At 54.9% G+C, this 24,870-nt stretch carries 24 protein-coding genes and 1 tRNA gene; 15 read left to right on the top strand and 10 right to left on the bottom strand.

All coding sequences use genetic code 11. From position 1 onward, the window contains the following. Positions 1-111: 111 nt before the first annotated feature. Both ACORNT_RS09300 and ACORNT_RS09295 read right to left on the bottom strand, forming a co-directional pair. On the bottom strand, positions 112-1,554 hold the full coding sequence (locus ACORNT_RS09300; protein WP_321389555.1) for an amidohydrolase family protein: 1,443 nt from the start codon (positions 1,552-1,554) through the stop codon (positions 112-114). 134 nt (positions 1,555-1,688) lie between these two features. Next, positions 1,689-2,243, bottom strand: coding sequence for a hypothetical protein (locus ACORNT_RS09295; RefSeq protein WP_321389553.1), 555 nt, complete (start codon positions 2,241-2,243; stop codon positions 1,689-1,691). 202 nt (positions 2,244-2,445) lie between these two features. Here ACORNT_RS09295 and ACORNT_RS09290 point away from each other — a divergent pair, with 202 nt between their 5' ends. The 4 genes from ACORNT_RS09290 to ACORNT_RS09275 all read left to right on the top strand — a co-directional run bounded on the left by ACORNT_RS09290 (position 2,446) and on the right by ACORNT_RS09275 (position 6,088). Next, a complete protein-coding gene (locus tag ACORNT_RS09290) occupies positions 2,446-3,603 on the top strand; it encodes an NnrS family protein (protein ID WP_321389550.1) in 1,158 nt (385 codons plus the stop codon). Between the two features lie 69 nt (positions 3,604-3,672). Beyond that, positions 3,673-4,377, top strand: coding sequence for an isochorismatase family cysteine hydrolase (locus ACORNT_RS09285; RefSeq protein ID WP_321389547.1), 705 nt, complete (start codon positions 3,673-3,675; stop codon positions 4,375-4,377). A gap of 31 nt (positions 4,378-4,408) precedes the next feature. Next, the gene (locus ACORNT_RS09280; RefSeq protein ID WP_321389545.1) at positions 4,409-4,945 is read left to right on the top strand and encodes a VOC family protein; all 537 of its coding nucleotides are present in this window, start codon (positions 4,409-4,411) and stop codon (positions 4,943-4,945) included. A gap of 48 nt (positions 4,946-4,993) precedes the next feature. Continuing rightward, complete coding sequence (locus tag ACORNT_RS09275) at positions 4,994-6,088, top strand: hypothetical protein (protein ID WP_321389543.1); 1,095 nt, start codon at positions 4,994-4,996, stop codon at positions 6,086-6,088. A gap of 83 nt (positions 6,089-6,171) precedes the next feature. Here the strand turns inward: ACORNT_RS09275 and sodB are convergent, their stop codons facing one another. Then, positions 6,172-6,753, bottom strand: a complete 582-nt coding sequence (sodB, locus tag ACORNT_RS09270) for a superoxide dismutase [Fe] (protein WP_321389542.1) — start codon at positions 6,751-6,753, stop codon at positions 6,172-6,174. A 433-nt stretch (positions 6,754-7,186) separates the two neighbouring features. On the opposite strand from sodB, the gene ACORNT_RS09265 reads away from it, so the two are divergent. From ACORNT_RS09265 to ACORNT_RS09245, 5 genes are all read left to right on the top strand, one after another. Beyond that, positions 7,187-8,083 (top strand): DMT family transporter, encoded by an 897-nt coding sequence (locus tag ACORNT_RS09265; protein ID WP_321389540.1) that lies wholly within the window; start codon positions 7,187-7,189, stop codon positions 8,081-8,083. 73 nt (positions 8,084-8,156) lie between these two features. Continuing rightward, positions 8,157-9,098, top strand: a complete 942-nt coding sequence (locus ACORNT_RS09260) for a DMT family transporter (protein ID WP_321389538.1) — start codon at positions 8,157-8,159, stop codon at positions 9,096-9,098. Between the two features lie 98 nt (positions 9,099-9,196). Beyond that, complete coding sequence (locus tag ACORNT_RS09255) at positions 9,197-10,141, top strand: DMT family transporter (protein ID WP_321389535.1); 945 nt, start codon at positions 9,197-9,199, stop codon at positions 10,139-10,141. Continuing rightward, positions 10,138-11,043 (top strand): DMT family transporter, encoded by a 906-nt coding sequence (locus ACORNT_RS09250; RefSeq protein ID WP_321389534.1) that lies wholly within the window; start codon positions 10,138-10,140, stop codon positions 11,041-11,043. The genes ACORNT_RS09255 and ACORNT_RS09250 overlap by 4 nt, the downstream gene beginning before the upstream one ends. Before the next feature lie 65 nt (positions 11,044-11,108). Beyond that, positions 11,109-11,873, top strand: a complete 765-nt coding sequence (locus ACORNT_RS09245; RefSeq protein WP_321389531.1) for a 3-hydroxyacyl-CoA dehydrogenase — start codon at positions 11,109-11,111, stop codon at positions 11,871-11,873. 75 nt (positions 11,874-11,948) lie between these two features. Here ACORNT_RS09245 and ACORNT_RS09240 read toward each other — a convergent pair whose 3' ends face one another. The 3 genes from ACORNT_RS09240 to ACORNT_RS09230 all read right to left on the bottom strand — a co-directional run bounded on the left by ACORNT_RS09240 (position 11,949) and on the right by ACORNT_RS09230 (position 13,887). Next, a complete protein-coding gene (locus ACORNT_RS09240; protein WP_321389529.1) occupies positions 11,949-12,785 on the bottom strand; it encodes a universal stress protein in 837 nt (278 codons plus the stop codon). A gap of 107 nt (positions 12,786-12,892) precedes the next feature. Next, positions 12,893-13,177, bottom strand: a complete 285-nt coding sequence (locus tag ACORNT_RS09235) for a 4a-hydroxytetrahydrobiopterin dehydratase (RefSeq protein ID WP_321389526.1) — start codon at positions 13,175-13,177, stop codon at positions 12,893-12,895. Further along, on the bottom strand, positions 13,174-13,887 hold the full coding sequence (locus tag ACORNT_RS09230) for an NAD-dependent deacylase (protein WP_321389523.1): 714 nt from the start codon (positions 13,885-13,887) through the stop codon (positions 13,174-13,176). The genes ACORNT_RS09235 and ACORNT_RS09230 overlap by 4 nt, the downstream gene beginning before the upstream one ends. A gap of 86 nt (positions 13,888-13,973) precedes the next feature. Between ACORNT_RS09230 and ACORNT_RS09225 the strand changes: the two genes are divergently transcribed. From ACORNT_RS09225 to ACORNT_RS09210, 4 genes are all read left to right on the top strand, one after another. Further along, entirely contained in the window at positions 13,974-14,468 is a 495-nt protein-coding gene (locus ACORNT_RS09225) for a low molecular weight protein-tyrosine-phosphatase (RefSeq protein ID WP_321389520.1), read from the top strand. A 155-nt stretch (positions 14,469-14,623) separates the two neighbouring features. Then, entirely contained in the window at positions 14,624-15,337 is a 714-nt protein-coding gene (locus ACORNT_RS09220; protein ID WP_321389517.1) for a Bax inhibitor-1/YccA family protein, read from the top strand. A 173-nt stretch (positions 15,338-15,510) separates the two neighbouring features. After that, positions 15,511-15,587, top strand: a tRNA-Arg gene (locus tag ACORNT_RS09215). A 170-nt stretch (positions 15,588-15,757) separates the two neighbouring features. Next, positions 15,758-16,153 carry a group II truncated hemoglobin gene (locus tag ACORNT_RS09210; RefSeq protein ID WP_321389514.1) on the top strand — a complete coding sequence of 132 codons (396 nt, stop codon included), beginning with the start codon at positions 15,758-15,760 and terminating at the stop codon, positions 16,151-16,153. A 260-nt stretch (positions 16,154-16,413) separates the two neighbouring features. On the opposite strand, the gene ACORNT_RS09205 is transcribed toward ACORNT_RS09210, so the two are convergent. After that, on the bottom strand, positions 16,414-18,306 hold the full coding sequence (locus tag ACORNT_RS09205; RefSeq protein ID WP_321389511.1) for a glutathionylspermidine synthase family protein: 1,893 nt from the start codon (positions 18,304-18,306) through the stop codon (positions 16,414-16,416). Positions 18,307-18,595: 289 nt separating this feature from the next. Here ACORNT_RS09205 and ACORNT_RS09200 point away from each other — a divergent pair, with 289 nt between their 5' ends. Then, the gene (locus ACORNT_RS09200) at positions 18,596-22,288 is read left to right on the top strand and encodes a calcium-binding protein (protein WP_321389503.1); all 3,693 of its coding nucleotides are present in this window, start codon (positions 18,596-18,598) and stop codon (positions 22,286-22,288) included. On the opposite strand, the gene ACORNT_RS09195 is transcribed toward ACORNT_RS09200, so the two are convergent. Both ACORNT_RS09195 and ACORNT_RS09190 read right to left on the bottom strand, forming a co-directional pair. After that, a complete protein-coding gene (locus tag ACORNT_RS09195) occupies positions 22,285-22,680 on the bottom strand; it encodes a nuclear transport factor 2 family protein (protein WP_321389502.1) in 396 nt (131 codons plus the stop codon). The genes ACORNT_RS09200 and ACORNT_RS09195 overlap by 4 nt on opposite strands. A 9-nt stretch (positions 22,681-22,689) precedes the next feature. Beyond that, entirely contained in the window at positions 22,690-23,283 is a 594-nt protein-coding gene (locus ACORNT_RS09190) for a uracil-DNA glycosylase family protein (RefSeq protein ID WP_321389499.1), read from the bottom strand. A gap of 227 nt (positions 23,284-23,510) precedes the next feature. Here ACORNT_RS09190 and ACORNT_RS09185 point away from each other — a divergent pair, with 227 nt between their 5' ends. Then, positions 23,511-23,915, top strand: coding sequence for a hypothetical protein (locus tag ACORNT_RS09185; protein WP_321389496.1), 405 nt, complete (start codon positions 23,511-23,513; stop codon positions 23,913-23,915). Between the two features lie 80 nt (positions 23,916-23,995). Here ACORNT_RS09185 and ACORNT_RS09180 read toward each other — a convergent pair whose 3' ends face one another. Then, on the bottom strand, positions 23,996-24,796 hold the full coding sequence (locus ACORNT_RS09180) for an IclR family transcriptional regulator (protein ID WP_321389494.1): 801 nt from the start codon (positions 24,794-24,796) through the stop codon (positions 23,996-23,998). Positions 24,797-24,870: the final 74 nt, after the last annotated feature.

Below are 24,870 nucleotides of genomic sequence, written 5' to 3'. Positions count from 1 at the left end.
AGCTTCCCCCCCTTCAGGTCTTGTCAGAACAACTCTAGCATCTCGATCAGGAAACAGGCAAGAGAACAGACCCACCCGAAGCCGGTTTTAGGCTGGCCGACGGACTTTAACTCAGAGACTGAGCAATAATGCGGCGGCGCGCCACAGGGACCGTATCATGGACGTTTCCCCGGCGCCGGTTCGCATTTGCTCAACAGCGGCCTGGTCCAGCCAGTAACCACCAATCATCACAGCTGCAGGATTTTCGACGGCGCTGATATTTTCCAGCGGATCGGACTCCACCAGTATCAGGTTGGCTCGATAGCCCGGGGCAATAATGCCTGTTTTCCCGAATCCCAGCGCCTCTGCGCTGTTGCGGGTGGCCGTCACCAGGGCCTCATGAGGTGTGAGCCCCGCCCTGACGAGCAGCTCCAGCTCGCGGGTCAGGGCCGCGCCGGGGATATTGACAAAAATACCCGCATCACTGCCCGCCACCAAGGTAACACCTGCTTCATGCATCATCCGGGTGGCCGTGCGGTAGAATTCGCCGCGCGGAGCTTCATATTCTGCAGGGTCCTGGCTGCTCCAGAATTCATAGTCACCCTTCGACAGGTAACGCAGCGCGGGATTGACGGTGTCTACCCCCGGCCTGTCCAGGTAAGCCCCTTTTGTCGCAGCCACCCGGACAAGATTGTCATGGGCGATCAGGGTGGGGGTCACCACATCTCCGGCAGCGGCAATTTTCGCGGCCAGGGCACGCATTTTCCCTTGGTCAGGATCATCCCGCAGGCCATGCCAGACAATGGATTCCGTATGTTCTATGGTCTGGAAGCCCCGGCCAAGGCTTTCCTCAAAAGAGATGGAAAAAGGCTTGTCGTGGGGCATGCCGGCCAGGCGAACACCTTCCGGGCTGTGACCGGTATAGGTCATGCCGAGACGGCGGGCTTCCTCAAGCGCTGCATCCCGGGCGTCACGGGAAAGATTGGAATAAAACTTGAGCATGCGAAAGCCGGCTTCATACTGGGCCTGAACGGCAGCCCGCGCCTCTTCTGCGGTGACGACAATCTGCTGATTATCCTGCTGGTTGGGGCCGGGACTGTTCAGAATGGGACCGGTTGTCATGAAATCCGGTCCGAGGATTTCCCCCGCGTCAAGGCGCCTGGCAAGGGGAATATGGAACGGCATGCCTGACATGTTACGAATGCCGGTGACGCCATGGGCGAGATAACCGGCAAGTTCAGCCTCGTCCCAGACATGCACATGGGCATCAATAAGGCCGGGCAACAATGTCCGCCCCCGCCCCTGCACAATCAGGGCATTTTCAGGGGCCTTTATCCTGCCCGGAACATCGATCGCCTCGATCCTGTCACCAACCACCAGAACGGAACGTGCCGTCTCCACCGGGGGCGCATCCGGCGCCATGGACACCAGTCGTATATTTTCGATAAGGACGGCACCGGGAGCTTCCGGATCGGGATCAAGAACAGACGGGTGATCATTTATGACAATGGCAAGATAGAGACATCCGGTAACAAACAGAAGTCCCAATGTGACTAGAAAATGTTTAACTTTCATGAGAGCACAGCATCATTATTTTTTTGTAGTTTCAAAAAAATCTTACAAACAAAGATCCCGTTTGACAAGAATATTCAGATGACGGGCAGTTTGCAGAAACCGTAAAAAGACCGGGTTCATCGCCCGGCTATTCATCACATCGCCAAGGCCAGCACCGCCGTCAATATGGTGCCGATAATCGCGGTAATCAGGGTCGGGCGGCGATAGGTTGGCGCGAGCAACCCGACAAGAAGGCCGCCGACCACGGACAGGAACAACACCGATCCCACGGCGATCAGATAGGTGCGGAAGGCGAGCGGACCGTGGCCCTTGTGCAGCTCCATCAGGCTGTATTGCCAGTCGGGTTCATTCAGGGTCGCCCGGACACCGTCGCCGCTGACCTGGAAGTCGACAAAGGTGCGGGACGTGGGCCGGGTCATGAAATTATTGCCCTTGCCCTTGATATACTCAAACTCCACATCAATACCCTGGGCCGCCAGCAGGCTGCGCACATCGTCTTCGATGGTCGGGCTTTTCGGGTCCAGCAGAGTCCCGGCCGGAAGCGCAATCGGGGTGCGCTCCACCTGTTCCTCGAACCCGGCCACATGCATGGCGCCGGAAATGGCCATCATAAGAAAGGCCGGGGCCAGGAATGCGGCCAGATAAAGATGGGCAAGAACCAGGAAACGCCGAAGCTTGAGAGTATTCATATGGAATGATCCCCGTAAAATAATTTGATAAACCTTTTTCTTTATACGCGACAGAGCCCGAAACCTGTCAATCCCTTATCTGTCAATTCGGCCACCTTTACCTTCAGAAGGCGGCCGGATAATTTTGCCGGCCTGACCACTTCCTGCTTTCCTTAATCCCTGTTTGAACTAGGATAGAAGAAACTGCAGAAGGGACCAGTTCATGACCAACAGCCGGATTGCCATTTTTTTCAGCGGCGGGTTTCGCCCGTTCTTTCTGGGTGCTGGCCTGCTTGCGTTCCTGTTTGTGCCCCTGTGGCTTGCGGCCTTCCTGTCCCTGTCCGACCATTTGACCTTTGCCCTGTCGCTGGACTGGCACACCCATGAAATGCTGTTCGGATATTTCGGTGCCGTGGTGGCCGGTTTCCTGCTGACGGCCATTCCCAACTGGACCGGCAGGCCGCCCCTTTCCGGCCCCCCGCTCATACTGCTGTTCCTCTTGTGGCTTGCCGGACGCCTTGTCATGGCGATGCCCGGGCACGCCCTGGACCTTCTGATTGACGGCGCGTTCCTGGTGATCATGACCGGCGTGGCGCTGCGCGAAGTCTATAAGGGACAAAACTGGCGCAATATCCCGGTGGTGGTTTTTATCGCCCTCTATGCCCTGAGCAATATCGCCTTTCATCTGGAACGATTGCAAAAGATCGATGCGGATTTCGCTGTGCGGGGGGGGCTTTCGGTCCTGATCCTGCTGATTAGCCTGATCGGCGGCCGCATCATTCCCATTTTCTCCGGCAACTGGCTGAGCCAGCAAAACCTGCCGGTGGGCATCAAACCGTTCGGCCTCTATGACAAGCTGACCCTGATGGTGACCGCTGGCACCCTGATCCTCTGGACCGCGGCGGTGTATCCCGCCGTCACCGGCGCATTATTTGTCCTCTCGGCCCTGTTGCAGGGCTATCGCCTGCTGCGCTGGCAGTGCTGGACCATCCGGCAAAACGCCCTGCTTCTGGCCCTGCATGTGGCTTATCTCTGGCTTCCGGTCGGGTTTCTTCTTTTGGGAGCCGATCTTCTGGATGTGGGCCTGCCCTTCGGCCAGACCGAGGGTATCCACGCCCTGACGGCGGGCCTGATGACCATGATGACTTTGGCGGTCATGTCGCGGGCCATTCTCGGACATACGGGACGGCCACTGGAGGCCGGTAAGGCCGGAACAATCATCTTCGGGCTGATATGCTTTGCCGCGCTTCTGCGGATCTGCGCGCCCCTGTCCGGCCAGTACCAGCCGCTTCTTCTTGCGGCCGGCGGACTGTGGAGTCTGGGCTATCTGATCTTCCTCATCCATTTTGGCCGCATGATGCTGCTGCCCAGACAGGATTGATTTTACGCTGGCCGAAAATAGTTTGTGAGGCTAACATAATTCCCATATTCGATTCAGGGAGGATCTGCCATGCATGACATTCAAGCCTTTCTCGACGTCCGCGGCCGGGCCGTGGACATCCGCGGGCGCCTGTTCGCCTATCCGGAGCTTGAGCCCGAAAAAACCGCCCTGGTGATTGTCGACATGCAGAATGTTTTCTGCGCACCGGGGGCGCTTGTGGAGGTGCCCGAGGCCCGGGACATCGTGCCCAATATCAACAGCCTCACCACCGCCGCCCGCGCCGCCGGCATGCCGGTGGTCTGGTTGCGCCACACCTCCGACAAGGACACGGAACAGGGCTGGCCGGTGTTCTTCCGCTTTGGCATGACGCCGGACCGTAAAGACGCCTATCTCGACGCCATGAGCCTCGGGGCAGAGGGTCATCAGATCTATAGCGGACTGGAGGTAGCGGACAGTGACCTGATCGTCGACAAGCGCCGTTTCAGCGGCTTTGCCCCCGGCTCCTCGACCCTGGATACGGTGCTGCGCGAGCGGGGCATCGACAATATCATCATCACCGGCACGCTCAGCAATGTCTGCTGTGAATCCACCGCCCGGGACGCCTATTTCCTTAATTACGGCATTATCTTTCCAAGCGACGCCAACGCCTGCCTGTCGGACGATGAACATAATGCCACCCTCGTCAACATGCACAGTTTTTTCGGCGATGTGAGGTCCACGGATGACATCCTTACCGCCCTGCAGCACAATGAACACCGCTTTGCGGAAAGTTGAGTTTAAAATATAAAACGGGAGAAACAGAATTATGTATTACGGATTTGGTCAACCGAATAACGGCGTCATGCAGACGTCCTTCATTGTGCCCGACCTCCAGGCCGCCATCGACAGCTGGGTCACCGAGCTCAACGTCGGCCCCTGGTTTGTGCTGGATCATTTTACCGGCGGCGATCCCGTCTACCGCGGGGCGCCGTCCGAGAGCGCGATCACCCTCGCCATGTCCTTTGCCGGCCATATGAATATCGAGCTGATCCAGCCGCTCGACGACAAACCTTCGGTCTATAAGGAATTCATCGACGAGCGCGGCTACGGTTTCCATCATTACGGCGTCTCGACCACCCGGTTCGACAAGGATGTGGCCGAATATGAAGCCAGGGGTTATGACCTCGCCTTCCTCGCCACGGTGCCCACCGGCGGGCGCGTCGGCTATATGGACACCCGGGCCAATCTTCCCGGCATGCTTGAATTCATTGAAGCCAGTGAGTCAACCGACCAGGCCTTCACCAAATTCTATGCCGCGTCGCTGACCTGGGACGGCAGCGATCCGGTCCGCCCGTTCGCGTAAGGGGTATTTACAGGAAACAAAAAAGCCGGGCCAAAAGGGGAAGGTTACATGATGAGAACTTTGATCAAAGTATTGCTGATCATTTCCGGGGTAGGTCTTTCCTTTCCTGTCTTGGCAAACTCTGAAACCGAACAATGCCCTAAAGGCATTGATAGTGGTTTGCCGAAAATATTGCGTTACCCGGAAAATGTTCCCTCCCTCAAAGAAATTAGAAAAGTCAGGTCCGGCAACCTGGACAGTCTGAATAATCGGAACCGACTTGTGGAAATGCTCTATCACCGGGCGAAATATGATTATTTCCAAGGCCATAAAAAGCAGCTAAAGAAAGACTTAAGTCATCTGAATAAAGCTCTTACTTTGCCAGTTCCCCGCGACGAACCGCCCAAAGGAAGCAATGACTATTTCAACAAGTTTCCTGAATTTGTTTATTGGTACAACCGGTATCGTATCAGTTCCATTGTCAGCTATTGGCGGTGGCAATTGACCTCGCGAGATGATGACCTGGAGCAGGCCCGGAAAATGGAATCGTTCCACGAAAAGGTAATGGAAGACTATCCAACCAGGTTTGGCGTTTGGGCAAGGGAAGAAAATGGTCTTCTTATTGAAGGAATGACATCGGCTCCCATTATTGCCGAGGGTTTTGAGAAAAATATTCTGCATGCACAAGCCGTTACACATAAAAAAAATGACTTGGAACTGACTTTCCAGAAACTGCCGCACCACCTCAAAAATGACATAGAAAATTTTGAAAAATTTGAAAAAAAACTCCACGGCCCTAATTCAAGGCTTGAATATCCAAGATTTATAATGCTGGATGCCATGGAGGCTTATCAATTAGGACTGATTTATTTATCATATCGAGATACGGAAACCTTCTACAAACTGCAAAAATATATCGGGATTTTGCAAAAAAACCTACCGGCAACATGTAACCCTCTGACAAAGGCTTTTCTGTCTTACTGGGTTGCCGATATGTCGATCAGATATTTGGAGGATATGCCCGATCCAAAATCATGCAGGGACGTCCAGAAAATTGGTATTTTCCACCGGAACAACGCTTTGGCTAACAAAAATTTCGAAAAATATGGTCACTTTGTCGATGAGCTTTCTGCTGATGTTCTTCAAAAGGATATATGCCCCTAACTGAGATTTTTGGCTGGATTGAAGGGGGATAAGAAAAGCCGGGTCATTTGACCCGGCTTTGATGTTTTCAAGGGATAAAAAACTTATGCGAAGTTTTTCGCCACAAAGTCCCAGTTCACCAGGGCCCAGAAGGCTTTCAGGTAGTCAGGGCGCACATTGCGGTAGTCGATGTAATAGGCATGTTCCCACACGTCGCAGGTCAAAAGCGGTGTCACGCCTTCGTCGGTCAGTGGTGTTGCCGCATTGGACGTATTGACGATAGCCAGTGATCCGTCAGCCTTTTTCACCAGCCAGGTCCAGCCGGAGCCAAAGTTGTTGACGGCGCTGTCGGTGAATTTGGCTTTGAAGTCCTCAAAAGAACCGAAAGCAGCGTTGATGGCATCAGCCAGCGCGCCGGCCGGGGCGCCGCCGCCGTTGGGGCTCAGGCCTTCCCAATAGAAGGTATGGTTCCAGATCTGGGCTGCGTTATTGAACACACCGCCTTCAGAGGATTTGACGATTTCCTCGAGGGATTTACCGGCAAGGTCGGTGCCGTCGATCAGGCCGTTCAGCTTCACAACATAGGTGTTGTGGTGTTTGCCGTAATGATATTCCAGTGTTTCCTTTGAAATATGGGGCTCAAGGGCATCCATCGCGTAAGGCAGTGCAGGCAGTTCAATAGTCATCTCTTATTCTCCATTTTTTTACTATAATACCCTGGTTTAAAAAATATTTTCGGCGCGCAAAAAGGCCCCGCAGACCCCACCGGGTCTGTTTGTCCCTCATATCTGTATACCGGTCAGAAGGCCGAAACCGGCCCGCTGAATGGGCGGAAAAATACTTTAGCCGCCCTCTGTGACAGTCCCGTGATCTGGAAGACTTTCCCCGGGACCTGTTGCGTCACATATAGGGAATCTCGTCCGGGGTCACAAGATGGAAAATGGAATTTTTCCGGGATAAGTCATAAGGCGCTGATTTTCACCGTTCTTCGCCCGGGCAAATCAGCCTCTAACCGGAGCTTAAAAAATCCGCTTGGCCGGTTCGATGAAATATCCCATAGTGACCAGAGAAAATTTGCTGTGTCCATAATCCCGCAACCCCCGTCCACGGAAATCCCAGGTGTCCCAGAGTAACATCACCGCAAACCGGCACGGCCAGGCCTTGATTTACATGGCAGGATACGCCCTGTGTTATGCTCTCTTGTGGGCCTTGGTGCGCCTCCTGTCAGAGGACCTGCATCCATTCCAGCTTGTCTTTTTCCGCACTTTTCTGGGTCTGGTTTTCGTCCTGCCCGCATTGCGGCGGATCGATACTTCTCAGTTGTGGAAAATCCCGCGACCGCTGTATTTTTTTCGGGCTTTTGTCAATATCTCCTCGGTTTTCGGCGCCTTTTACGCCGTCAGTCACATTCCGCTGGCCGACGCCGTTGCCTACAGCTATATGGCGCCCATATTCGCCACCATCATGGCCGCAATCTTCCTGCAGGAAAAATTACGGCTGCCCCGCATCCTCGCCATCCTGTGCGCCTTTGCCGGCATGCTGATCCTGCTCCGGCCGGGGTTCCGGGACCTAGACCCGGGAGTCATTGCCGCCCTCGCCAGCGCCCTGTTCTTCGCCGCCACCATGACCAGTGTAAAAAAATTGACAGCCAGCGACCACCCGACCATTGTGACCATTTACGGTTTCGCCCTCGGCGCCCCGATCAGCCTTGTCGTTGCCCTGTTCTTCTGGCAATGGCCCACGGCGCTGCAATGGCCCCTGATCCTCGCCCTCGGGCTGCTGTCCCTTTTTGCCCACATCTGCATGGCGCGCGCCTTCTCCATGGCCGAGATGACGGCGGTTCTGCCGGTGGATTTCACCCGGCTGATCTTTGCCTCCGTCATCGGCATCAGCTTCTTCGGCGATCCCTTCGACCTTTATACATGGATCGGCGCCGCCATCATCCTCGGCAGTGCGGTCTATGTGGCCTACCGCGAAAACCGCCGGCGCAAAATACCGCAGGCGCCCACGCCATAGATTTTGACAAGTTCCAGCATAAAAACTAACTTATTGACATGCCACCCTGTTTTCCCGTCATCCGGATCTATTCATGAGTACTGTACTTCCACAAAAAAATAACTTCATGCTTGGCGCCACCTATATGCTGACCGCTTCCGTCAGTTTTGCCCTGCTGGGTGGCGTGGTGCGGGAATTGTCTGCGGATATGCATCCTTTCATGATCGTTTTCTGGCGCACAGCCCTTGCCCTTGTCATCCTGATACCGGTCCTCATGACCAGCGGCAGCCTGCGGGTCTTGAAGACCAAACGGCTCGGCCTGCACGTCCTCAACGGCGCCTTTTTCGGTATTATGCTGGTCACCAATTTTTACGCCTTAAGCAGCATACCGCTGGCGGACACCGTCTCCTACAGCTTTGCGGCCCCGATCTTCACCACCATCTGTGCGGCAATTTTCCTCAAGGAAAAAATCCGCCTGCCCCGGATCATGGCCATTATTTTCGGCTTTATCGGCATGCTGGTTCTGCTCAAACCCGGAGTTCAGCCCCTGAGCCCGGGAGTCATCGCCGCCCTGACCAGTGCTGTCGCCATTGCCATCAGCGTCATTCTGGTTCGCATTCTCGCCCGGACGGAAAAGCCACAGGTCATCACCTTCTATGCCCTGGTCTTGACTCTGCCCGCCAACCTGGTTTTCGCTCTGCCGGTCTGGAGTTGGCCAACCCCGGACAACCTGCTGCTGGTGTTCACGCTGGGCGTCCTGGCCGCCATCATTCAGTTATGCTTCAGCAAGGCCATCTCCGAAGCCGAAGCCAGCGCCATGATGCCGCTGGATTATACCCGGCTGGTCTTTTCCGCCCTGATCGGTTATTTTTTCTTCGCCGAGCTGCCGCAACTCAATACCTATGTGGGTGCCATCATCATCATGGCCAGCGTGCTCTATGCCGGCCATCGTGAACGGCTTGACGCCAGGCGGAAAAAAGAAGAAGATCAGCCAGTCTCCCCGGCATCCGTAACCCCCGGGGGAGACATTCTGTAACAGCCACTCCTCCCCGGCTCTAAGATTTTGACAAGTTCCGACATAAGAATTAACTTGTTGATACTGCCACCTGTTTCCCCCGACTTCCGGATTATTTCATGACCATAGTGCCTCCACAGAAAAACAACGTCATGCTCGGCTCTGCCTATATGCTGGCCGGCTGCCTCAGTTTTTCGATCATGGGCGGCCTGATCCGTGAACTTGCCGCCCTTCAGGTACACCCCTTTGTCACCGCCTTCTGGCGCACCCTGATCGCCATTATGATCATTCTTCCCTTCCTGTGGAAAACCGGGATCATCAAGGGTATGAAAACCGAACGTCTCGGGCTGCATATCCTGCGCGGCTCCATCTCCAGTTTCTCGGTCATGGCGAATTTTTATGCCTTCAGTGTAATCCCGCTGGCCGAAGCGGTATCCTACAGCTTTGCCGCCCCGTTATTCGCCACCATCGGCGCTGTATTTATCCTGAAGGAGAAAATCCGCCTGCCCCGCATTCTTGCCGTTCTGGCCGGATTTGGCGGCATGCTGGTCCTGCTCAGGCCCGGCCAGGTCCCGATCAACAGCGGGGTGATTGCCGCGCTGCTGGCCGCCTTTACCATTTCCGTCACCATTATCTGTGTGCGCATACTGGCGCGGACGGAAAAACCCCATGTGATTACCCTCTACTCCCTGATGTTCACCCTGCCGGTGAGCTTTGTCGGCGCCCTGCCCTTCTGGACCTGGCCGAACGGGCATAGCATGATCCTGCTGCTTGTGGTCGGCGTGTTTGCCAGCATCACCCAGCTGTGCCTGAGCAAGGCCATCTCCGAGGCTGAAGCCAGTGCCCTGATGCCGCTGGATTTCACCCGCCTGGTCTTTTCTGCGTTGATCGGCTATTTCTTTTTTGCCGAACAACCGGCGCTTAACACCTATATCGGTGCGGCCATCATCATGGGAAGTGTCATCTATGCCGCCCACCGGGAACGCCTTACCGCGAAACGGGAAAAAGGCCGGGTCCCGCCCGCGACGGAAGTCACTGTAAAACCGGGCGGAGACAGCCTGTGACGGAAACCGTCCTTCCGCGCCCACAGAACAATCTGCACGGCATATTGTTCATGATGGCCGGCGGGCTTTGCATGTCCATTAACAGCATCTTCATCCGCAATGCCGGCCACAGCCTCGGGGTTTTCGAAGTTGTGTTCCTGCGCTCCGTTGTGATCGTCACTTTTGCCTTTCTGTTTTCCCGCAGCTTTACCCGGGAAAGCCTGAAAACACAGCAACCGAAACTGATTGCCGCCCGCAGCATGCTCATGTGCCTGATTGTGCTGGCCAATTTTTCCGCCGTCATGTATCTGCCGCTGGTCACCGTGACCTCGATCCAGTTCACCCGGCCGCTTTATCTGGTGGTGCTGGCCGCCCTGTTTCTGGGCGAAAGCGTCAAACTGCCCCGCACCATCGCCACCCTCATCGGATTTGCCGGGGTGCTGATCATCCTCCGGCCCGGCAGCGACATTCACTGGGCCATGATTTTGCTGCTGGTCGGCACACTCGCGTCCAGCTTCAACGCCATCGTCACCAAAAAACTGACAAAAACCGACAAGATCAGCAACATGATGATCTACAGCAATATTGCCGTCATCCTGATGTGTATGCCGGTGGCGGTCTATTACTGGGTTACCCCCGGCCTGATGGATCTTGTCTGGCTGTTGGGACTTGGCGTCATGTCCGGCGGCACTCAATATTTCATTATACGGGCCTATGACAAGGGGGAAGCCACCGTGGTCGCTCCCTTCGACTATATGCGGATTATTTTCATTGCGCTGGTGGGGTATTTCGTCTTTGACGAATTGCCGGATATGTTCACCTGGATCGGCGCCTTTATTATCATCTCCTCAACCCTGTTTATTGCCTGGCGCCAGGCACGGCTGAAACAAAAAACAGCCCTCGAGAACTCCGTAAAACTATAGCTCGACTTTCTCCCGTTGTTGAAGTATATGTTACCCAACAGTAACGTTATTCAAAGAGGGAAACCATGGATATTCAAGGGAAAGTCGCCATTGTAACCGGTGCCGCCTCCGGCCTGGGAGATGCCACTGCACGGGCCCTGGCCGCTGCCGGCGCGAAGGTCGCCGTTTTCGATCTTAACCGTGAAGGCGGGGAAAAAGTCGCCACTGAAATCGGCGGGGCCTATTTCGAGGTGGATGTGACGTCCGAAGACAGTGTTACTGCTGCCCTGGACGGCGTCGAGGCGCAATTTGGTGCACCGCGCATCCTGGTCAACTGCGCCGGTATCGCCCCGGCCCAGAAAACCGTCGGCAAGGAAAATGCCCCCCATGACTTCAACCTGTACAAGAAGGTTCTGGAAGTAAACCTGTTTGGCACCTTCAACTGTGTACGTCTGGCCGCTGCCCGCATGGCCGCACAGGAGCCCCTGGAAGGGCTGGAACGCGGTGTGATCGTCAATACCGCCTCCGTTGCCGCCTTTGACGGCCAGATCGGCCAGGTCGCCTATGCCTCCTCGAAAGCCGCCATTGCCGGCATGACCCTGCCCATCGCACGGGATCTCTGCAAGCTGGGCATCCGTATCTGCACCATCGCGCCCGGCATTTTCGGCACGCCGATGCTGCTCGGCCTGCCTCAGGAAGTGCAGGACAGCCTTGGCGCCAGCGTGCCATTCCCCAGCCGCCTCGGCAAGCCCGAGGAATATGCGGCCCTGGCCCGGCATATCGTCGAAAACCAGATGCTGAACGGCGAGACCATCCGTCTGGACGGCGCCCTGCGCATGGCCCCGAAATAAGGCCATCGGACAAAACGAATTAAAAAAGGAGCCGTTATGGGCTCCTTTTCTTTTTTGGGAGACAGGGAGTCTTTTTCAGGAAGCCGGAGTTCCGATTGTGCTGTTCAGCACCATCACATCCCGATTCAGACGTTTGATGATTCTCTCGCTGGTATTCCCGCGCATCGCTGCTCTCAGGCCCCGACGGGACAAGGTACCAATCACCACGACATCGGCGTCAATATCATCAGCCACCGTGGCGATGATGGTTTCCGGATCCCCCATCTGCACATGGAGGTTTTCCTGCACCGTATCTGTCTCACGTAACAACATGGCCCGGTCCGGGAACTCCATGCTATCCTCATAAGCGTTCACAGTATGCTTTTCTGCGCCATAGGATTTGGCCATCATCTGGGTAACCTTGAGGATATTCCGGTTCAGATCCACATAACTTGGGTTGTCAGTCTGCATATTGACGGCCCCGAGAATGGTTTTGCGATGCAGCTGAGAGGATGGATGAACAATTAACACAGGACAGGGCGCAACCCTGAGCAATGCCCAGCGGGCAGCAGACATATCGTTCTGATGCTCCTCAGTTGTATAATCAGACATGACGATAGCGTCGATCCCATGTCGCTCCACCGCATTCAGAACAGATTTCTGCCAGTCTTCCGTCCAGTAAACTTCAGCCGTATAATTTATGCCGTGTTTATGGAGGGGTTTCACAAGATTGGCGAACCACTCATTGTCGCAGTGGAATTCGAATGCCTGGCGGCCCAGCTTGTCCATCTCGACAGAAATAAACAGATGTATATCGACTCCTCCCTCGATAATGTCGTTCATAAGCTCGACACGCCGCAGGGCATATTGCACCTCCTCGGCCGGATCAATAATAACAAGAACTTTTCGCAGTGATGGGGTTGTTTCTGTCATGGCAAATTTTCCTTCCTTTATTCAGGCTTTATTATGCCAATCATGCAGCAATTGTCGCAGCCCGTAATTGATCCAGGCCAATTTACGGTCTCTTTCGGACAAATAACTCAAGAGGCCGCGTGATTGATAAAACGGGCCAGTTGAACATCCTTCAGGGTTACGCCGCCGAGGTCATGGGTGGTGAGCGTAACCTCGACTCGGTTATAGACATTCGACCATTCGGGATGATGGTCCATTTTTTCAGCCCGGAGAGCGATCCGGGTCATAAAAGAAAAGGCCTCGGCAAAATCCTCGAACTTAAAGGATTTGCGGATGGCGTCACGGTCTTCAAGTTTTTCCCAGCCCGGCAGTTCCGCCAGGGCTTCCTTGATGTCGTCCTCGTCCAGTTTCATGCATATGCCTCCTTGAGAAGTTTCTCCACATACTGTGGCACAACTTGCGTCGCGGGGCCATAATGAGTTTCCTCGAACAGGCTGTAGCCGTCAGACGGTTCCCGGTTCAGCTCCACCGTATGGGCGCCCGCGTCCATGGCCGCCTGTACGAAACCAGCCGCCGGATAAACCGTTCCCGAGGTGCCAATTGAAATAAAAAGGTCAGAATTTTCAAGGTACTGCCCGATTTTATTGAGATCAAAGGGGATTTCGCCAAACCAGACGATATGGGGCCTGATCCGGCCTTTTTTCTCACAGACAGGGCAGTCCGTATGCCGGTCCAGGTCATCCCACCACATCATCACCTCGCGGCAGGCCTGACAGCGCACCTTGCCCAGTTCCCCGTGCATATGGCAGATATTCTTTGAGCCCGCCTTTTCATGCAGGTCATCCACATTCTGGGTCACCAGCAGGATCTCTCCCGGATACTCCTGCTCCAGCCGCGCCAGGGCCTTGTGCGCCGGATTGGGGTGGACATTCTTAACCATCCCCCGGCGCAGGTTGTAAAATTCATGCACCATATCCGGGTCCCGGGCAAAGGCCTCGGGCGTGGCGACCTGGGTCAGGTCATATTTTTCCCAGATTCCGCCCTTGTCGCGGAAGGTATCGAGGCCTGATTCAGCGGAAATTCCGGCCCCGGTCAGAATTATAATCCTGTTAAATTTCGTCATAATTCCTCGATTCCTTGCCTTGCCTCCCTCTACATCTTATATAACATTGTGAAATTTATTGTATCTTTTGAGGAAATTTCAAAGACATGCTCAGAGTTTTGTTTGTCTGCATGGGAAATATCTGCCGTTCACCGATGGCGGAAGGCGTTTTTCGTCACCAGGCCAACCAGGCCGGCATAGCGGACGGCCTGCTGCATCACCTGTTTATAGATTCGGCCGGCACCACCGGTTATCACGCCGGCGAAAGCCCCGATCCCCGGGCCCGCAGCACAGCCCTGAAATATGGTATCAATATCAGTGACCTGCGCGCCCGGCAGGTCACCCGGCAGGATTTTGCCGATTTTGACTATCTTCTGGCCATGGACCGGGAAAATATCCGTAACCTTCACCGCATGGGGGATGAAAAACATCACCACAAAGTCCGGCTGTTCATGGACTTTGCCGAAAATTGCCCAGGCATCACCGAGGTGGACGACCCCTATTACGGCGGCCCGGAAGGGTTCGAGCGGGTTTTCGACATTATCAGCCGCGGCTCCGCTGGCCTGTTGAAATATCTGACGGAAAACCACGAGCTTAAGTAATTGCCGCCGGAAGTAATTGATCCCGGCCGGACGGTGGACAGGAAATCGAACAATCCAGTGCCGGTTTCCCTTGAATTTTGCGCCCGCTGTGACAATATAACGGACATCCAAATCTGTTAATCAGGGATATGATCTTACAAAGGGACAATAAATCAATGGTAGAACGCAATACCCATTACTCACAAACAGGCGTGCAGACGGCCGCCCAGATCGATGCCGGTCTGCGCAGCTATATGCTGACCGTCTACAATTACATGGCCATCGCCCTGGCGGTGACCGGATTTGTGGCGCTTGGTGCCTCCCAGAGTATGGAGCTGATGCAGCTGATTTACACCACTCCGCTGCAGTGGGTGGTCATGCTGGCGCCGCTCGGCATGGTGTTTTTCTTCGGCCGCGCCCTGAATAGCTTCAGCGTCACAGGCGCACAGATGTTCTTCTGGGCCTTTGCGGCGCTGATGGGCCTGTCCATGTCCTATATCTTCCTGGTCTATACCGGCGCCAGTGTGGCCAAGACCTTCTTTGTCACCGCCGCCGCCTTCGGCTCCCTGAGCCTCTATGGCTATACGACCAAGAAAAGCCTCAGCGCCATGGGCTCTTTCCTGATCATGGGCCTGTTCGGCCTGATCATCGCCATGGTGGTCAATATATTCCTGCAGTCAGCAATGATGGACTTTGTCATTTCCGCCGGCGGGGTACTGATCTTTGCCGGCCTGACCGCATACGACACCCAGAAAATCAAGCTGATGTACTTGGAAAGCGATCATTCCGACGTGGCCAGCAAGAAAGCGATCATGGGCGCCCTGTCGCTCTATCTGGACTTCATCAACATGTTCCTGTTCCTGCTGCGCTTTATGGGTAACCGCAACTAGGCCCCGGCAGAACAACAGTTTTCAGAAACGGCCCCCCTCGGGGCCGTTTTTATTTACCCGGAACGGTAAGTTTATAAATTTTACACGGGGGGAATTTAGACGTTGCACTTGCGGGTATTTTAAACTAGTCTCCGGCCCATTCCGGCACCTTGCCGCATGTATGGCTTGAAAAGGCACCCGTAGCTCAGCTGGATAGAGCGCTGCCCTCCGAAGGCAGAGGTCACAGGTTCGAATCCTGTCGGGTGCGCCAATACTACCAATCGGGTCCTGTCGGGGCCTTTTTTGTTACACAACTCTCCCAAATCCCCCCAAAACAACTGCGCATACAGGTTGCGGCTTATCCAATGACTTAGATCAATGCGTCGCCCCTGAAGCATCAAGTATTCCTATGATCATAACAATAAATACAGAAGATATAGGATGACCACCCAACCAAAAACCCCCTATGACATGATCGGTGGCGATGAAGGCGTGCGGCGGCTCTGTGCCGCCTTTTACCGGATCATGGACACATCGGATCAGACCCGGGAGCTGCGCGCCATGCACGGCAAAGACCTCTCAGGCATCGAGGAAAAGCTGGGCGATTACCTCAGCACCTGGATGGGCGGGCCCAGGGTATGGATTGAAAAACACGGCGGCATGTGCCTGACCGGCGCCCATGCCCCTTATAAAATCGGCCCCAAGGTCCGCGACCAGTGGCTTTACTGCATGGAACAGGCGCTGGAAGAGATCGACGCGCCGAAGGAACTGCGGGTCATCCTCAAAGCCCCCTTCACCGGCATTGCCAACATGGTGATGAACTCGGAGGAGGATTGAGGCGGGAGGGTAATTGCCTTTCCAAACCGGTTAACAGGCCTTCCAGGCTGTCTTCGGGCATGAATAAGCTCCCCACCTTTTCCCGCAGCACCGGCAGAACCTCGGCTTCGAACCGGGACTAAATTTGAACCCATTCAGCCGGCCGCCGCTCAGATCATTGAAGGGAATGCCGATCCCCTGCAGCATAGCCCGAAAGCATCGCAAGAACGCGGAAGTTCATCATAACTCCCAGACAACCATACCACCTTCCTGTCAGCTCTCTACACCTTCTCCAGGAACGCCTCATCTTCCACAATCCGAAGCGCCAGAAGGTCACTGTCGGAGCGGATCACCAGCGACGGGTCACAACGCACACAGACGCCGGCATCACGGCCGTCAACCGAGAAGGAGCAGACCTGGACCCGAAGACCGTCGATGTCCGGCAGCTTGAACAGGGCCTGATAAATCTGGTCACGGTCGGCGAACTGTCCACCGGTCTCGAGCAGCAGATTATCATCCTTGCCGATCAGTGAAATATTACCGCCGCAACGGCCGACAATTGGTTTCACCACATAACCACCGGTCGTCAGGTTGTCGGTGAGCTCGAAATGACTTTCCAGCAGGTAAGGATGGTTGGGGAACAGCGCCCACAAGACCGGCAGGATCGCCTTATTGCTGGTGATCAAGGTCCAGAGCGGCTCGAACACCATGACTTCGGGCCGGAGTAATATGTCGATCAGCCGCGGCGGATGATCCCGCAGCTCGGCCTGTGAATGGCTTGCGAGGAAAGCGACCTCGTCCACCGCCTCGTCACGGAGCTGATCAAGCGCCGTTTCCCAGGCCCAGGTCTTCCAGACCCAGCTGATGCGCTCTCCGTCCGGGTCGGTGACCCAGCCATCCGCGTCCCAGCCAAGGCCCGCCAGACCGGTGATGATCTTGCAACGGACGCCGGCTTCTTCGACCATGCTTTTCATATAGAGGGCATGATAGTCTTCTTCCGGGTCATCATCCTGCAGGATATGCAACACATCCTCCACATGGGTCTCGGTCCAGGCCTTGATCAGGCTTTCGCCGAGCCGTCCGCCCGCATCGCGGCCCTCATCGACCCCGTGGGCCCGGGCCCATTCGCCCTGCACCAAACCGCATTCCATGTAACAGGAGGCGGAATCCGCATTATATTCATAGACTTTCAGGCCCTGATCGGTCATGGCAAAATCAAAGCGGCCGGTGATGTTGTGGGTCCGCCGGTTCTGCCAGCTCTGCCGGATCCGGGGTAACAGCCCCTCGGGCAGGCCGAACTTCTCCAGCACCTCGGGATTGTCAAGCACATAGTCAGTGGCGCGCATGAACATGGCATGCAGTTCGTTGGTCGCCCTTTTCACTTCCTTGCGTGCGGTCTCGCTCATCACATAATAGCGGTTCAGGTCCTCGTCACGGGTGGCGAGCCGGTGACCATCCATATATTTCACAAAGGCCGCCTGGGCCGGGCTGGAAACATCCAGCCATGTCTCGGGCGAGAGGTCGGCTTCCCGGCAGGACAGGTTAAACAGTGCCGGGTCCGGATCTACCAGCACCTCCGCATGGGTGGGATCATCGGTCTGGATTACCCAGCCAAGGATGATGCCTTCGGAAAAGGTACAGTTCACCACATAACCGCCGTCATCGGTGCGGTGCAGGGGTAGTTCCCGCGACCAGCTTGTTTCTTCTTTCCAGCGCACATGCTCCACATTCTGTTCGATAATTCGCACCGCCGTGTCGGTCACTTCGGTCACCACCGCCACATGGCCGGTCATCGGGAAATCCCCGCCCTCGTTCCAGATTATCAGCGCGCCCGGTTCCGGCGGTCGTTTCGCCCCGTTGCGGAAAGAATAAAGCGGCAGGCTCCTGCCGTCTTCCACCACGGTCACATGGCGCAGATTGAAAATATCATAGGCCATGGCGATATCGTCGAATACATACCCCCGGTTCATATAAAGCCAGCGGCGGGCGAGCTCCACACATTGCCATTTCATGCCCATAAAGACCCCGTTCACATAATTCTTGAAGGAGCGGCGGTCGGGCATGGCCTGTTTGTCGACGCTTTTATAATCGGACGAATAGATCGGAACATTGCCGGGCCCATGGCCCAGCAGGGCGCCGAAGGGTTCGGGATTGGCAGAAGGTGTTCTGGTCATGGACGTCTTTCTCGCGTTTCAAGGGGGGCGGCGGCAGTATAGCATATCATCCCCGGCCAATTATATATGTCACCGCGATCAGAGATGTTGTAGGTCAGGGCAAATACAAGGGGGATCGGGAAATATATTTGCTCTTTTAGTCTTTTGCTCTTTTACTCTTGCTTACTCAACCCCTCAATTCCGGAGTTGCTGCTGAGACGAGAAATGCCGTGTCAGGTTGTATACACTCCATAAAGATGATAATATTACTTACTATTTGTTAACCATTTCGCATTCTTGGGGGAATGAAGTGCAGCATCCAACTGACAAAAGCCGTCCGCAAATTTCAGGCCCATATGGCCTGACCGGCAAAAAGGCTGAAAAAAAGCCTTCGGGAATTCGTTATGGCCTGATGAGTCTTTCCCTACTACCACTGGCCGGATGTGGCGGGGGTGGCACAAGCCCCACACAGACAGCCACTCCCCAGACTCCAGCAACGTCAGACTTCACAGAAAGCCCGACAAATACATTTGTTGCCGTTGATGACAGCGACAGCACCCTCAGTGAGGGAAGTGCCACCGCGGACCTGACCGTGATAGGCAAGGGCGGCGATGATTATATTGCCACAGGCGCGGGTGATGACATGATCCGCGGTGGCACTGGTGCCGATACCATTCAGGCCGGAGACGGCGATGATGTGATTGTCATCCTCGGCACCACAACGGCCAATCAATATACCTCCGCCTCGATCACCAACCCGGCTGGCTCCGGGGTGGACCTGTCCAGCCTGATCACCCTTTCAGAACTGAATGGCCGGACGGTCAGCGAAGCCGTCGCCGGGGAAAGCATCAACGGGTACGGCGGCAACAACACCCTGTATATTTATGGCACCGTGGATCTGACCGGGGTGACATTGGCCAATGTCACGCAACTGATCGTCAATTCAGACGTCACCCTGACCCAGGCGCAACTTGCACAGTTCACCACCGTCGACGGCGACGGCAATTCGGTCATCAATATCGTGGTGCCGGACGGACAAAGCGCTATCCTGGATCTGGCGCTGATTGATATCAGCGACATCGGCAATCTGAATATCGACGGCAACCTTATAATCGTAGTGAGTGATCTAGACGATCTTGAGGGAGTGAATACCGTTAGTGCCGGTTCAGGAAGCCACATTTCCCTTGAGGTCTCCGGAAACGGGTTGCCGCAGAATATAGATCTACATTCTGTTGGCGACGTGTTCGAAACGCTCGACGCCATTGACCTTGGCCCCGACATTACCCTGGCCATTACTGAGACTGGTGTGCTCACAGCGCTTGGCTTGGCGGAGATTTCCGGCGAAGGCGTTATTGACGCCGGCAACTCCCAGGAGGTTGTGGAAGCCCTCCGCCAGATTGACACTGGTGAAACCGAGGTCGCCCCCCTTGTCCTGGTGGGCAGTGAGGGAAGCGACACGTTAATTGGCATGGCAGGTGACGACACACTCAAGGGACTGGGAGGGAACGACATCCTCACTGGCGGCGACGGCAATGACCTGATCCGCGGCGGTACCGGAGCGGATAGTATCAATGGCGGCGATGGGGACGATATCATTGTACTCGTCGGCACCACTTCCGCCAGCCAGTATACCTCTGCTGACATAACCAATCCAGCCGGCTCCGGCGTCGATCTATCCAGTCTAATCAGTCTGTCAGACCTGAATGGCCGGACCGTAAGTGAATCGAAAGCCGAGGAAACCATTGATGGCGGCACCGGGAACAATAGGCTCTTCGTCTATGGCACCGTGGACCTGACTGAGGTAACTCTCACTAATGTAAACCAACTCATTGTCAATTCAGAAGTTACTTTGACCAGTTCACAATTTTTCAGTCTCGGTAACATTCTTGGAGACGGTAATTCTATATTAAATGTCGCTCCCTACGACGAGGGATCCTCGATTAGTATAGACCTGAGCAGGACGTCAATTTCCGGAATTGATACAGTTAATGCCTATAGCAATTTGTTGTTGAAAATCAGCGATAATTCTGATCTGGAGGGCGTTTCGCGCATTCAGTCCGAGAATGCCGATAGTATTGATATCGAAATCAAGGAAACCGAAGTTGAAGTCGAAGTTTACCTGAGCCAGATTGCCAGTGTAGTGACGAGTGTTGGACATATCTACATTTCCGGAAATGCCACGCTCGTTATTGATGACGTAGCTTTGATCGAAACCCTGGGCCTGACAGGGATCTCCGGCATATATGATGGAGGGATGGTCGAAATTGCAGACACAGAAGAAGCTTATAACGCTCTGGCAAACATTTTTGTCGATCCCCGAGTTGCGCCTGGTTTTACGCTCACGGGCGGAAACGGGAATGATGAACTGAATGGTCTCGAAGGACCTGATACCATTTACGGCAACGACGGCAACGACACCCTGGACGGCCATCAAGGCGACGACCATATAGAAGGCGGCACTGGTGACGATCTTCTCCATGGCGGTACGTGGGGGAATGATACCCTACTGGGAGGAACTGGTAACGACACGCTGGACGGTGGACGTTACAACGACATCCTCATTGGCGGTGAAGGAGATGACGTTATCCTCGGCGGATGGGGTTACGACCGTCTCATCTACAGCGGCCAATCAGACGACTACTCCATCTCCATGGATCCAGACGGCACAATCACCATTACCGACAATAACACCCTGGATGGAAATAACGGTACCGACACTATCTATGACATAGAAATCATTGAATTTTCCGATACTGAACTTGCACCGGATTCGTATACCCTCTTCCTTGACGGCAATGACATCACAGTGGTCAATACAAATGATATTGTCGCGCGCCCCGCTGTCGAAATTGCCGGAAACAACGTTGAGTTTACCAATGATGGTGGCTCTCTCTCTACGCTGGATACGGCACCCGAGTCCAAATATAGAGATTCTCCGACAGCAATATTTGTAAGCGATGAAGCCTCGGGAACTATAATTGTCAGAAATATGGAAGGCTCGATTATAGAGGGAGGCACTTTCGGAAGTGCAGTCTATACACGTAGCACAACCGACGTCATTAATGGCGGCACACTTTCAGGAGGCCTTGGAATTGTAATGATTGAAGGTGGCGGCACGATCACCAATCTCGAAACCGGCGTCATTACCGGATCATATCCCGTCGTGATAGCTAATGCATCTGCCACCGTCATAAACCATGGACTTATTGAAGGCATTAACGAGAATGCCATTGTGCTGAATGATTTTCATAATCTGACAGTCATCAATACCGGGACGATAATTGGAAACATCGGTGACGCGGATGGCGGAGGATTTTACGATACAGTTACCAACTCGGGGACAATTACCGGTGACATCATACTGCACGAAGGGGAAGACGAAGTCACCAATAATGGCCTGATTGATGGTAATGTTGAGCTTGGTAACGATGACGACCTTTATGATGGATCGAACGGATCCGTCACCGGAATCGTTTTTGGGGGAGAAGGGAATGATCTTCTCACCGGTGGCAGCGGCGAGGACATACTGTCCGGTGATGACGGTGACGATGAAATATATGGCGGCTCGGGAAATGATACGCTTTCGGGCGGTGATGGAGCAGATAAACTTGTCGGGGAAGGCGGCAATGACACCCTCACGATCGGCAACCTGGACTTTGTTTTGCTCTCCGGCGGTGAAGGAACGGACACTATAATTCTCGATGGTTCCAATCTAAATCTGGATCTTTCTTCCGCAACGGGTGACCTTATCTCCGGCATTGAAGAAATTGACCTCACCGGCACAGGAGACAATAACCTTTCCTTGAGTTCTGCAGACCTGCTTGACCTGTCCGATACGGACAAGTTGATGGTTCTGGGAGACACTGATGACAACGTAATGTCAACCGGTCAGGGCTGGGTGCAGGAGGCAGACCAACTCATCGACGGGGAAACCTACAATGTCTATACCTCCGGCCTGGCCACCCTGCTGGTGGATGCGGATATTAGCCAGACGATCAGCTAACCTGATCGACCGGGAGCGTCTTTCGCCTCCCCCAGAGGCGTGCCCTGGTGGAAGACGATTTGCCAGCGGCCGTCGGTCAGTTGCCACAGGGAGCTCCGCTGTGCCCGGCTGACGGTAACCTTTTCCGGGTCCAGGACAGAAGTCTGATAGATTAACAGGGCCAGCCCGCCGGCAATTATTTTCAGTTCCGGATTGCACAGGGTCACCTCGGGCGCCGGCCCGGTCAGGGGTTCGGGGAAATCGCTTTTGACAAAACGGCGACCCGATTTGCCGATTTCCATAAAATCATCATGGAGAAGCTCTGTAAAGGTGTCGGCGCAGGCCACCGCCCCCACCTCAAGCAGCCGCTGTTCCAGCGCCACCAAAATTTCCACCAAATTTGTATCGTTCATTTTTACCTCTCATGATCGCAATATCGATTGCACCCGCTCCTTCACCACCGGCAGGACCTCGGCCTCAAACCAGGTGTTCTGCTTCAGCCATCTTATATTGCGGGGACTGGGGTGCGGCAGGGGAATGATGTCCTCGCCCGCAAACACCCGCCAGTTCTGCACCGTGTCCGTCAGGGTCCTGTCCTGCCGGCCTTTCAGGTGCCATCCTTGCGCATATTGCCCGATCACCAGGGTCAGGCGGATGTCCTTCAGTTCGCCCAGCAACCGCGTCCGCCAGGCCTCCGCACATTCCGGGCGCGGCGGCAGATCGCCCCCTTTCCCGGTGCCGGGATAGCAAAAGCCCATGGGCAGGATCGCCATCAGATCGGGATTGTAGAACTCAGTCCGGCTCACGCCCATCCAGTCGCGCAACCTCTCGCCGCTCGGATCATTGAAGGGAATGCCGGTTTCATGCACCTTTTTACCCGGCGCCTGCCCGGCAATCAGGATTCTTGACCCCGGCGCCATCTGAAACACCGGACGCGGTCCCAGCGGCAGGAAATCCGCACAAAGGGTACAGGCCCGGACTTCGTCCAGTAATTTTTCAAAGTCTGTTTCGATCATCGCCGTTTGAGCCTACCCGTCCCCACACCAGCCAGCCAGTAAAAATAATCTACTTGAAAAACACAAACCGGGAAATTTCTGCCCGGACCCGGACCCCTTGGGCAAAATACTCCCCGCCAACTCCCTACCCCGCAGTGGCAATGTCCCTGTTTCCGTGGCTTTCCCGGATGGCACAATTTTTGCTTGCCTGAAACTCAACAGTACACGCGATATCCAGGGGACAAAATATGATTGAGGCAACAGCATCAGCCGTGGGCGCCACTTCGGCAACTCCAACCACCCGCAACGGGCAAGAGGTCGCTTTACATGCCAAAAAGAGCGAGGACGCCTTTGACAATCTGGTGGCCGAATTCCTGAAATGGTCAAAGATGAACCCGGTAGAAAGAATCCGGGCCCAGTATCTGAAGGATAACGGCCTGACCGAAGAGTCCCTTGCGGCCCTGCCTGCCAAAAAACAGGAAGCCATTGAAAAAGAAATCCAGGAACTGATCGAGGAACAACTTGCCTTCGGGGATGACACAGATCAGGAGCTGGAACAGATGAAAGAGGCCCGTTTCGGTGATCAGGCACTGGAACATTTGCTGACCATGCAGTCATTGTTGCTTCAGTATCAGGATTCCAGCGGCTCATAAAACCGACCCACATAGTGGCTGACCCGTGTCCCGGATCGGTGTATTTTCCACTTTATTGACAGCCCTATCCGTGAATATCCTCACCGGTGAATATCCTCAAGCGCCCTGCCGATGTGGTCCGCCGTCTGGCGGATCACATCGAAATGAGGAACCACAACCTCGTCCAACTGGTCGTGACTGGACGGACAGGTGATATTGAGCGACGCCACCGGCTTACCGTGCATGCGCACCGCCACCGCCATGGACCGGCGCCCGTCACGCAACACCGTCTGCTTGTTGCGGTCGAACCAGCAATGGGCCGGATCGCGCAGGGAATAACCGCGTCGGCAGACGTCATCCAGAATCTGGCGGAGCGATTTCTCCTCGTCATCGGTGGCCGTCGCCGGCCTGATCCGGTCAATGATGGCATCCCTTTCGTCAGCATCACAGAGAGCCAGATAAGCGCGGCCCGTCGCCGTATGGATATAGCTGAGCTTGAGCCCCACCGGACCGAGCGTGGCTGAATCCAGTCTCACCAGCGGGCTGTTGGTCTCGACTATCATCATATGGTCAAAGCGGGGCACAGCCAGTGCCGACGGCAGGTTCACCTGCCGGGACAGGCCCTCCATATGGGGAGAGGCAATTTCCGCGATCTGGGCGGTCAGGTCATGGTCCCGCCGGGCCAGGGTAATGGCGCTGGGATGATAGGTGCCATCGGCGATGCGCTGCCAGACAAGCCCGCTTTTGGACAGGGTGACCAGCATGCGCAGCAAAGTCGGTTTGGGCAGGTTGAGTCGCTGGTGAAGTTCGTGCAGGGTGGTGCCGCTGTTGCTTTGCACCTCCATCAACACGTCCAGACCGCGTTCGAGGGCGCGTACCGTTTTCACTTTCTGGTTGAGCATGGGCGAGTCCCGAAAAACACACTAATTAAGTTTCACCAGGTGAAATATAACGTTAAAAATCGTCTTTGGCAAGC

The sequence above is a fragment of the Emcibacter sp. genome (assembly GCF_963675455.1).
Classification (GTDB): domain Bacteria; phylum Pseudomonadota; class Alphaproteobacteria; order Sphingomonadales; family Emcibacteraceae; genus Emcibacter.
Note: the sequence above shows the minus strand (reverse complement) of the source record. Positions and strands in the feature narration are given on the sequence as shown.